Source organism: Brevibacillus dissolubilis (assembly GCF_006170445.1).
In the GTDB taxonomy this organism is placed as follows: domain Bacteria; phylum Bacillota; class Bacilli; order Brevibacillales; family Brevibacillaceae; genus Brevibacillus_B; species Brevibacillus_B dissolubilis.
The window spans coordinates 147,429-156,046 of the sequence record NZ_VCNA01000012.1 but is presented as its reverse complement, the minus strand read 5'-3'; the positions used below and the strand labels follow the sequence as shown (position 1 = coordinate 156,046).

General features: G+C 50.6%; 6 protein-coding genes. All 6 read right to left on the bottom strand.

Going from position 1 to position 8,618, the window contains the following annotated elements:
* Positions 1–347: 347 nt before the first annotated feature.
* Positions 348–1,589 carry an efflux RND transporter periplasmic adaptor subunit gene (locus tag FGI41_RS20190; protein ID WP_255298556.1) on the bottom strand — a complete coding sequence of 414 codons (1,242 nt, stop codon included), beginning with the start codon at positions 1,587–1,589 and terminating at the stop codon, positions 348–350.
* Positions 1,590–1,625: 36 nt separating this feature from the next.
* Entirely contained in the window at positions 1,626–4,718 is a 3,093-nt protein-coding gene (locus FGI41_RS20185) for an efflux RND transporter permease subunit (protein ID WP_139492119.1), read from the bottom strand.
* 54 nt (positions 4,719–4,772) lie between these two features.
* Complete coding sequence (locus FGI41_RS20180) at positions 4,773–5,735, bottom strand: acyltransferase domain-containing protein (protein WP_139492118.1); 963 nt, start codon at positions 5,733–5,735, stop codon at positions 4,773–4,775.
* Between the two features lie 40 nt (positions 5,736–5,775).
* Positions 5,776–6,450, bottom strand: a complete 675-nt coding sequence (locus FGI41_RS20175; RefSeq protein WP_139492117.1) for an MBL fold metallo-hydrolase — start codon at positions 6,448–6,450, stop codon at positions 5,776–5,778.
* 443 nt (positions 6,451–6,893) lie between these two features.
* Positions 6,894–7,820: an NAD(P)-dependent alcohol dehydrogenase gene (locus FGI41_RS20170; protein ID WP_139492116.1), complete on the bottom strand. Its 927-nt coding sequence runs from the start codon at positions 7,818–7,820 to the stop codon at positions 6,894–6,896.
* A 191-nt stretch (positions 7,821–8,011) separates the two neighbouring features.
* Entirely contained in the window at positions 8,012–8,554 is a 543-nt protein-coding gene (locus FGI41_RS20165) for a DoxX family protein (RefSeq protein WP_176560362.1), read from the bottom strand.
* Positions 8,555–8,618: the final 64 nt, after the last annotated feature.

Below are 8,618 nucleotides of genomic sequence, written 5' to 3'. Positions count from 1 at the left end.
CCGCCAGCGTTCGTCCTGAGCCAGGATCAAACTCTCCAATAAAGTTGAAGTTGATCTAGGTCAAAAACTTGTTGCTTGGCTGAATTATCATTTGCTTTCGCTGTTCAGTTTTCAAAGAACATTTGTTCCTGTCGCTTCAAGCGACTTTTATATACTATCATACCGACTTGATCAAATGCAAGTGGTATTTTTTATTTATTCGCTTCAGTTTTGTTGTCCCGAAGCGACGTTTACAAATATAGCACGTTGATATTTATAAAGTCAATACCTTTTTTAATCGAATAGATTTCTTACCAACAGAACAAAAAAGTGTTGCCGAAGGAAATCATCCGGCAACACTCTCATCATTATTTTTTAGCCTCTTGTTGCAGTTGGACCTTTTCTTGGTCTTTCAATTGGTTCTGGCCGTAGATGACCAGCTGCTCCCCTTCTTTGATGCCTAAGAGAACTTCTTGGTTGGTTTCGTTGAGACGGCCCAGCTCCACTTTGCGTTTTTCTACGTGGTCGCCGACAAGGACGAAGACATAGGTGATGCCGCCTTCGCGGACAATGCTGAGGGTTGGGATGGCTACGACGACTTCGTCTTTTTCCTCGGTGAGGAGGATTTGGGCTTTGGAGCCTGGTTTGAGCTTGCGGTCTTTGTTAGGGACTTCGAGCTCAAGCGGGAAAGTTTTGGTGGTGCTGTTCATAACATCAGCGAGATAGGTGACTTTGCCTTTTTGCACTTGGCCGGAGCCGGATACATAGAAGCTGAGCTCCTTTTTGCCGCGGACGAGGTTGGCGGCGGTTTCGGTCAGTTCGGCTTGGATTTTTACCGGGTCAAGCTGCTGGACTTGGCCTGCGGAGGCATCTGCTTGGATTCTCATGCCTTCCTTGATGGTCAGGTCGGTGAGAATCCCGTCGACTGGGGATTTGACTTCCATATTGGAGAGGGCACGTTCGGCTTCTTTGATGTTGAGGTTGGACATTTGCAGTTGGACTTCGAGCGAATCAAGAGATGTGGTGGTTTCGAGGGATTGGTATTCCTTTTTGAGTGTTTCTACCTCGAAACGGGCATTGTTGAGCTGATTGAGAGATTGGTCAAAGGTGTTTTTCGGGATGGCACCAAGCTCGTATTCATATTTGATATTGTTGTGGGTCCGCTCCACTTCCCGCAGGTTGCGTTCGGCTCGCTCGATGGAGTTTTTCAGGTCACGCTTGCCGTTGGTGAGGTCTTCGCGGCCTTTGGAGAGCTGGGCTTGGGCGCTGCGGACACCGAGGACGCCTTTGTCGCGTTGGATTTGCATGTCGGTGGGGTCAAGGCGGTAAATGACTTCCCCTTTTCTGACGGTGTCTCCGCGTTTTTTGAAGACTTGCAAGACGTCGCCGCCGACTTTGGCGATCAGATCAAGCTGGGTGGATGAGACGATGTCGGCGACCTGCTCCAGAGGCTCGCTGATTTGTTGTTTGGTGACGCTGATGACTTTGACCGTTTTGATCTTGGTTTCTTGAGTGGTGGCGGCTGGTGTGGCGGCCGGTTCTGCTTGTGTGCAACCAGCGACAACCGCCGTGCTGAGCAAGAGAATCATCATTGATTTCGACCATTTCATAGTACGTTCTCCTTTTCCCATTAATGAGGGTTGGCGTTACACGACTGGTTTGACGTCGGTTACTGATTTTCGTTTGAACAGGCGGGAGATGCGGTTGCGGGCGGCATAGATCATCTCATAGACGATCGGGACGATCAGAAGGGTAAGGAAGGTAGAGGTAGTGAGACCACCGATTACGACAACGGCCAAACCTTTGGAAATGATGGTTCCTTTGGACAATCCGAGAGCGAGCGGCATCAGGGCGAGAATGGTGGCACCCGCGGTCATGATGATCGGGCGCAGACGGGTCATCCCCGCTTCGACGAGCGCATCACGGACACTATATTCTTTTTCTCTCAGCTGCTGGACGCGGTCAACAAGTACGATGGCATTGGTTACGACAATCCCGATCAGCATGAGGAAGCCGATCAGCGAGGTGATGTTGAGCGATTCATTGGTGAGGAACAGACCGAGCAAGCCACCGATGGCTGCGAGCGGCAGGGAGAAAAGAATCGCAAATGGAGCGCTGGCGTTGCCGAATGCAAGCACCATGATCAGATAGACGATAAAAATAGATGCCCCCATCGCGACGAACATCTGCATGAAGCCTTGATTGATGTCGTCGGATACCCCTTTGACTTGGCCGGTGACTCCTGGCGGCAGTTCGAGCTTGCTCAGTTCAGCGGCGACTTTGTTGCTGATGCCCCCTTTGTCCGCACTGTCGATGTTGGCGGTAACGGAGATCGCCTGGACTTGGGCATCACGGTCGATTGTGGCTGATGCCTCTACTTCACGGACTTTGGCGATATCCTTGAGTTGGATGACCACGCCAGACGGGGTATGCAGGCTGAAGTTTTCGATGGCGCTGATGGTGTTTTTGTACTGGTCATCGATCTCTACTTTGGTTTCGTATTGCACGTCGTCCAAGCGTTTTTTGCCGAGGTCGGTCACATTGATCCATGATGCAACCATCGCTTGGACTTGACCTGAGGTAAGGCCATAGATTTTGGCTTTGGTTGGTTCGACGACGATCTCTACTTCTGATTTCTGATCACCGAGACCATCTTTGATCTCAACCAAATCCGGGAATTCGGTCAGTTTTTCACTGACAAGCAGAGCGGCTTGTCGGAGTTGATTGATGTCCTCCCCTTTTAGCTGGTAGGAGAAGTCCGTTGTTGCGGCACCAGCGCCGCCCGCGATCAGCATGACCTCTGCTTTTGATCCTTGCGGCAGCAGGTAGAGGATTTTTTCCTGATAATCTTTGACTGCCTGCTTGTTATCCGTTCCTTGGGCAAAAGCGAGGTACATCATGGTTTTGTTGGCAATCCGTTCGGTATCGGTCTGGCTGTAGCCGACGAGCGATTGGATGTAGTCGAAGACCGGTTTTCCTTGTGCATCTTTTTCGGAACGCATCATTTGCTCAATTTCTAAGACTTTGGCATCCATCGTCTCAAATGAGGTTCCGAGCGGCATGGTGATCATCCCGATGGCACGTGTGTCCGAATCCTGATCCGGCATGAAGGAGACGGCCAGCTGCGGGGTCACCATCGCGAAGGTCAGGACGAAAATAAGTGCGGCGACTCCCATCGTTTTGAAGCGGTTGTTGAGCGACCAGACGAGTACTTTTTGATAAAAGGCGGCAGACCAGCCGACTTTGGACTCATCGTGGTAAGGGATGCGGCTGTTCATGACGAGCAGCTTGGCAAGCATCGGAATGACGGTAACCGCCACGAGCAATGACGAAAGCAGCGCGACAGCGAGAGTGATGGCAAATGGGCGGAAGACCTCTCCCACCGTCCCGCTGACCATGGCAATCGGTCCGAAAACGCCGACTGTGGTAAGTGTAGAAGAAGTGATCGCAGAGGAGACCTGCTGGGTAGCCAGCTTAATGACGGATTCTCCGCGCTGTTGGGCACGCTGCAGCTGGACATAGATATTCTCGATAACAACGATACTGTCGTCGACGACACGGCCGATGGCGATGGCCATACCGCCAAGCGTCATGATGTTGAGCGAGATTCCGAGTGGGCCCATGAATAAGAGTGTGGTGATGATGGATAACGGAATAGAGACCAGCACGATCAGCGTCATGCGCAGGTTACGGAGGAAAAACAGGATCATCCCGGAAGCGAGAATCGCTCCAAGTGCGCCTTCCTGAAGCATTCCGTGAATGGACTGCTTCACGTCGGCTGCGTCGTTGTAGAACTTGTAGACACTGACGCCCGACATGGTTTGCTCCCATTTGGCGATCTTTTTGTCTACTTCTTCTGCGAATTCGACGGTGTTGGTACTGCGGGCTTTGTATAGATGAACACTGATAGCGGATTGACCATTAAGACGGGAATAAAAATCGGATTCCTGAATCGCTTCGATCCGCCCCACATCACTGAGGCGAAGCACATCGCCGTCCGCCGTGGTGAACTCCAGATTTTCTAGTTCATAGACGGTATTGATGTTGCCTTTGACCCGTACCATCTGGGTGGTGGACATCAGATCAACAGAACCGGCAGGCGCCGAGACGAGGCCCGCCTGAACGTATCCAGTCACTTGCTCTGGAGTGAGGCGGTAGTTGTTGAGTGCATTGACATCCAATTTGATCGAGAGGACTGATTCAGAGTTGCCAATCGATTCGGCCTTGTCGATGCCTTTGATCGAGTTGAGTTCAGGCAGCATGACATCACGGTAGAGCTTGTCGAGCTCGTCTTGGTTCATTCCGTCTTTGCCATAGATCGCCATGTAATAGACAGGCATACTGCCAAACGATTGCGTAATGACTTGCGGGTTGTCTGCGGCATCCGGCAAGTCGACGTTGGAAATCAGACTTTCCACATCGCGCTTCATTTCCTTGGGGTCTTTGTCCTGCTCAAACTCCAAGGTGATGCGGGAGAAGTTGTCACTGGAGCTGGACGTTAGATTTTTGACCCCTTCCATCCCGGAAAAGGCTTTTTCGAGCGGCTTGGTGACATCTTCAAGTACGTCCTTCGGCGGTGCCGGGTAGGTCGTGATGACAGATACAATCGGCATCGACACGTCAGGCATATTCTCTACCTTGAGCGTAGAGGCTGAGTAGGCGCCCCCGCTGAGTAACAGCAGGATGATAATAAACAAAGCCGTGATATTCTTCATCGAAAACTCGGTTAACTTGCTCATCTGCTGGATCCCTCCTATCCATCGAGTATTTGCTGGTACTGGATTTGTTCCTAATTACGCTTGTTGCAGGGCCGCTCTGATCTTCTCCAGATTCTTCACATCCTGGTGGAACATCGTCATGATTGGGAAAATCGTTGATTGATTTGGATCGATATGATACTTGGCAAAGGTAGCAAGCGTTCCGGACGGGCTGATGTCAATATAGGTACCGCCCCCACGGCTCTCTACACTGCGAATCGATTTGGGAAATTCCATCGGCTGACGGGCTACATCCCAGAGATATTGACCAGGTACTGCCTGAATGATTTGCCCGTACAGACCGGATACAACAGGGATCTGCGGGGTGCGGAAGGTCAGTCGGGACAGATAATCACGATACAGCGGTGCAGCAGGATCGATCACGGCGGAGTGGAAGCCTTGGGTGATCGCCAGAGCCTGATGGGTGATGCGGTTTTCCTTGAGATACGCTTCGATCTCCCGCAGTTTCTCCGTCTGACCGGCGATAACAAAATGGGACTCGAAGTTGATCGCCGCAATCTCGCTGTTGCGGTAGAGCAGCGGATTCTCCCGGTACAGGCTTGGATCATGCAAAATCGCGGTCATCGTACCGCTCGCACAGTTAGCCTCCAGCACCCGGGCGTGTGTGATGACGGCATCCAGCCCCTCTTCCAGCGTGAGAACCCCTGCAATCACCAGTGCTGCGAACTCGCCGAGACTGCTCCCCAGCACATAATCGGGACGAATTCCCTCTTCGATCAAGGTCTGTGCCAGCGCAATCTCCACCATAAAAATGGCTGGATGGGTGTACAGGGTGCGGTCGAATGAATCCGTCAACCTTTTCTCCTGATCATAAATACGGTCGATTAACGATTCCCCCAGCCGCTGCTGGATCATCCTGTCGAGCCCATACATCCAACGGTGAAACACCGGATTGTTTTTGAGCAGTTCCTTGCCCATATGAAAGTACTGTGATCCTTGACCTGCAAACATAAAAATGATTGGGTTGCTGCTGCTCATCGTTACAACTCCTCTATATTTTCGGATAATTTAAATAATTTTACTTGAACGAAAATAAATTCTGCTGATTCCTTCTCGTACGGAACGACACAAAGTGATTCGGATCGTCCAGTTGAAAATAAATATTACACCTATACAGATAGCTCAGCTTATGGCCCGGCTGCTGGCCAAACGAGTGACCCGGATAAATATAAACGTCTGGATGAACCCTGCGCTTGATCCGCTGAAAACTGTGATACATGCTGAGCGCCGCCTGTTCATTCGCGCAGATCCCGCATCCCTCGATAAAAACCGTGTCACCGGTAAACATGCTGTTGGAAAGCAGATAGCAGCATCCTCCCGGCGTATGCCCGGGCGTCACCAGACATGTGACCGCTGTCTTGCCTACCCAGATCACATCCTCATCCTGCACAGCATGGAGGTTGGGGGCGGTAAACCCATAGGCGTCAATCTCTTGGGCCGACATATAGACGTTGCAGTTATATTTGTGAGCCAAAGGGGCTGCCAGATTCACATGATCCTCATGCGAGTGGGTCAGCAAAACAGCGGTCAACCGCGCTCCCAGCTCTTCCAGACGGGATGTAATCAGTCCAAAATCCCAGGCAGGGTCCACAATCGCCGCTTCGCGGGTAGCCTGATCAACGATGATGTAGTTGTAGTTGATGATTTGAGCAAACTGAACCCTCAGCTGGTAGACCTCATATGTATTGTTCATCCGTTTCCTCCGTCATTCTCCTACGCTAGAAACATCTTGGGTGCGTATATAACAAAAAGGCACATTACTCCCCTTTCGTGTATAGACAATATACACTCCGAAAGAGCCGGCCTTTTTTCACTTTACACAATGTTTAGGAGATGTTTCATTTATCTACGCTATATATCCATCTAAATTATAAGGTGACAAAATTATCCTTGTCAATTGATGTATGTAAATCGATATCGAATCTTGTAACAAAATGAAAAACGTGTAAAAAGAAAAACAGGTTGCCATTCCAATCAGCGGGTTTTATCGCGGGGACGGTCTCGGATCTGATCGGGCGGCGCAAGGTGATGATGGCGGCCTTGTACTCTTCCTCACTGATCCTGCTAGGGTTCGCGGTGACAACAGAGCCGCTGTGGCTGATGGGCAGGCAGGGCGATCAGAAGCGGCTTGAGTTCTCATCTGCCACTCTCATGCTGCACGGTGATGACGACATTCCCCTTTTTATGTCCAGTCTCTACATATCGGTACGCTTCCGGAATCTGTTGCAGCGGATAGCGTCTGTCTATGACGGATGTGATCTTCCCTGCTTCCATAAGCTCTTTGAGAAAAATCAAATCTTCTGCAAATACCTTGGCGATCCCCTGCCCGTCGACTGTCACATAGGTCCCGGTGGAGGTCAGTGCTTTTTTGCAATGAGATTTGGAGCTTTTCCCAACCGCGTCAAAGATGATATCATAACGCTCTTCTCGGCTCGTAAAATCCTCTTTGGTGTAATCGATGACCTGATCAGCTCCCAGAGACTTCACCAATTCAAAATTAGCGGCACTGCATACCCCGGTCACCTCTGCCCCAAAATACTTGGCAAGCTGAATCGCGGCAGTCCCGACGGCTCCGGACGCCCCATAGATCAGAACTCTATATCCGTTCTGGATATTCGCTTTTCTTAGAAAATACAAGGCGGACGTTCCCCCGAAAGGAATGGCTGTGGCTTCCTCATAGGTCGCATTCTCCGGCTTTAAGGCCACGGCTCCGTCCTCGGGCACACAGGTGTACTCGGCATGTGCACCAAAACGCATGCCATTTAATGCGAAGACCTGATCACCTATCTTAAATTTCGTTACATCTTTGCCTACTGCTTCGATTTGTCCGGCCAGCTCCACCCCAAGTATCGGCTGTCTTGGCTTTCTGAGACCTAAGACGATTCGCATGGGAACCCATAATAGGGGTGGACTATGGAACCCGCGAACCCGGCAGTCCCCTGTGGTTACAGTCGTCGCGTGAATTTTAATCAGTACTTCATTGCTCTTGGGGGTTGGTTTTTCTACCTCTTGAAGCTCCAGCACATCCGGTGATCCGTATTTGGTACAGATGATGGCTCTCATCAGCTTCCTCCTACTCTTTATTTGACAAGGAGTATGGCTGTAGTACGGCACGCTCCTCCTCAACGAATCCTAAGAGAAATTATTCGCCGCAGACTTACGTTATACTTCAATGAAAGATTAATTTTCGATTAAATAAAGAAGGAGCAGCCGCAAAGAATGATCCGTTCTTTGCAGCTGCTCCTTACCTATGGTTACATGTGTGCCGGTGTATGGGTGTTTTTCAGTCCGGCTCCTTTTTGACCGTCTGGATTGTTGCGGTGAAAGAGCTTGGTGAGAAGTGGCATCAGATAGTAGTCGACCCCGAATCGGCCTGCATTCGTACCAGCCACCAGAATAATCCCGCCGATGAGAATAAACCATGGGTTCGTGCTGACTGTACCGGCGAAGAGGAACATGAAGTTCATCAAGAGACCAAAGAAGGCAGCAGCGGTTGTAAGGGCACCAAGCATCAGGCCGAGTCCGACCAGTGTCTCTCCGAGTGGGATCAGGAAGTTGAACAGCTTGGCGTTCGGCAGGGCGAACTGTTCCAAAAAGGCCACGAAGTTCGGGTAAATCAATTCATTCGTTGCTTTATCGAGGACGGGTTTGGCAATCGCCCCGTTGAGGAAGCCTGTCGCATCGAAGGTTCCTCTCAGCTTGTCGATACCGTGGTGGAACCATTCCCAGCCCAGATAGATTCGCAGAAGGAAAAGTAGTCCGGCAGCATATACGTTATTTCGTAACCAATTCATCATGGTAACCATCTCCTTGGATTCAATCATTGAGAGCAGATCCGTTTTTTGGGGTGTAGCGTGTTCT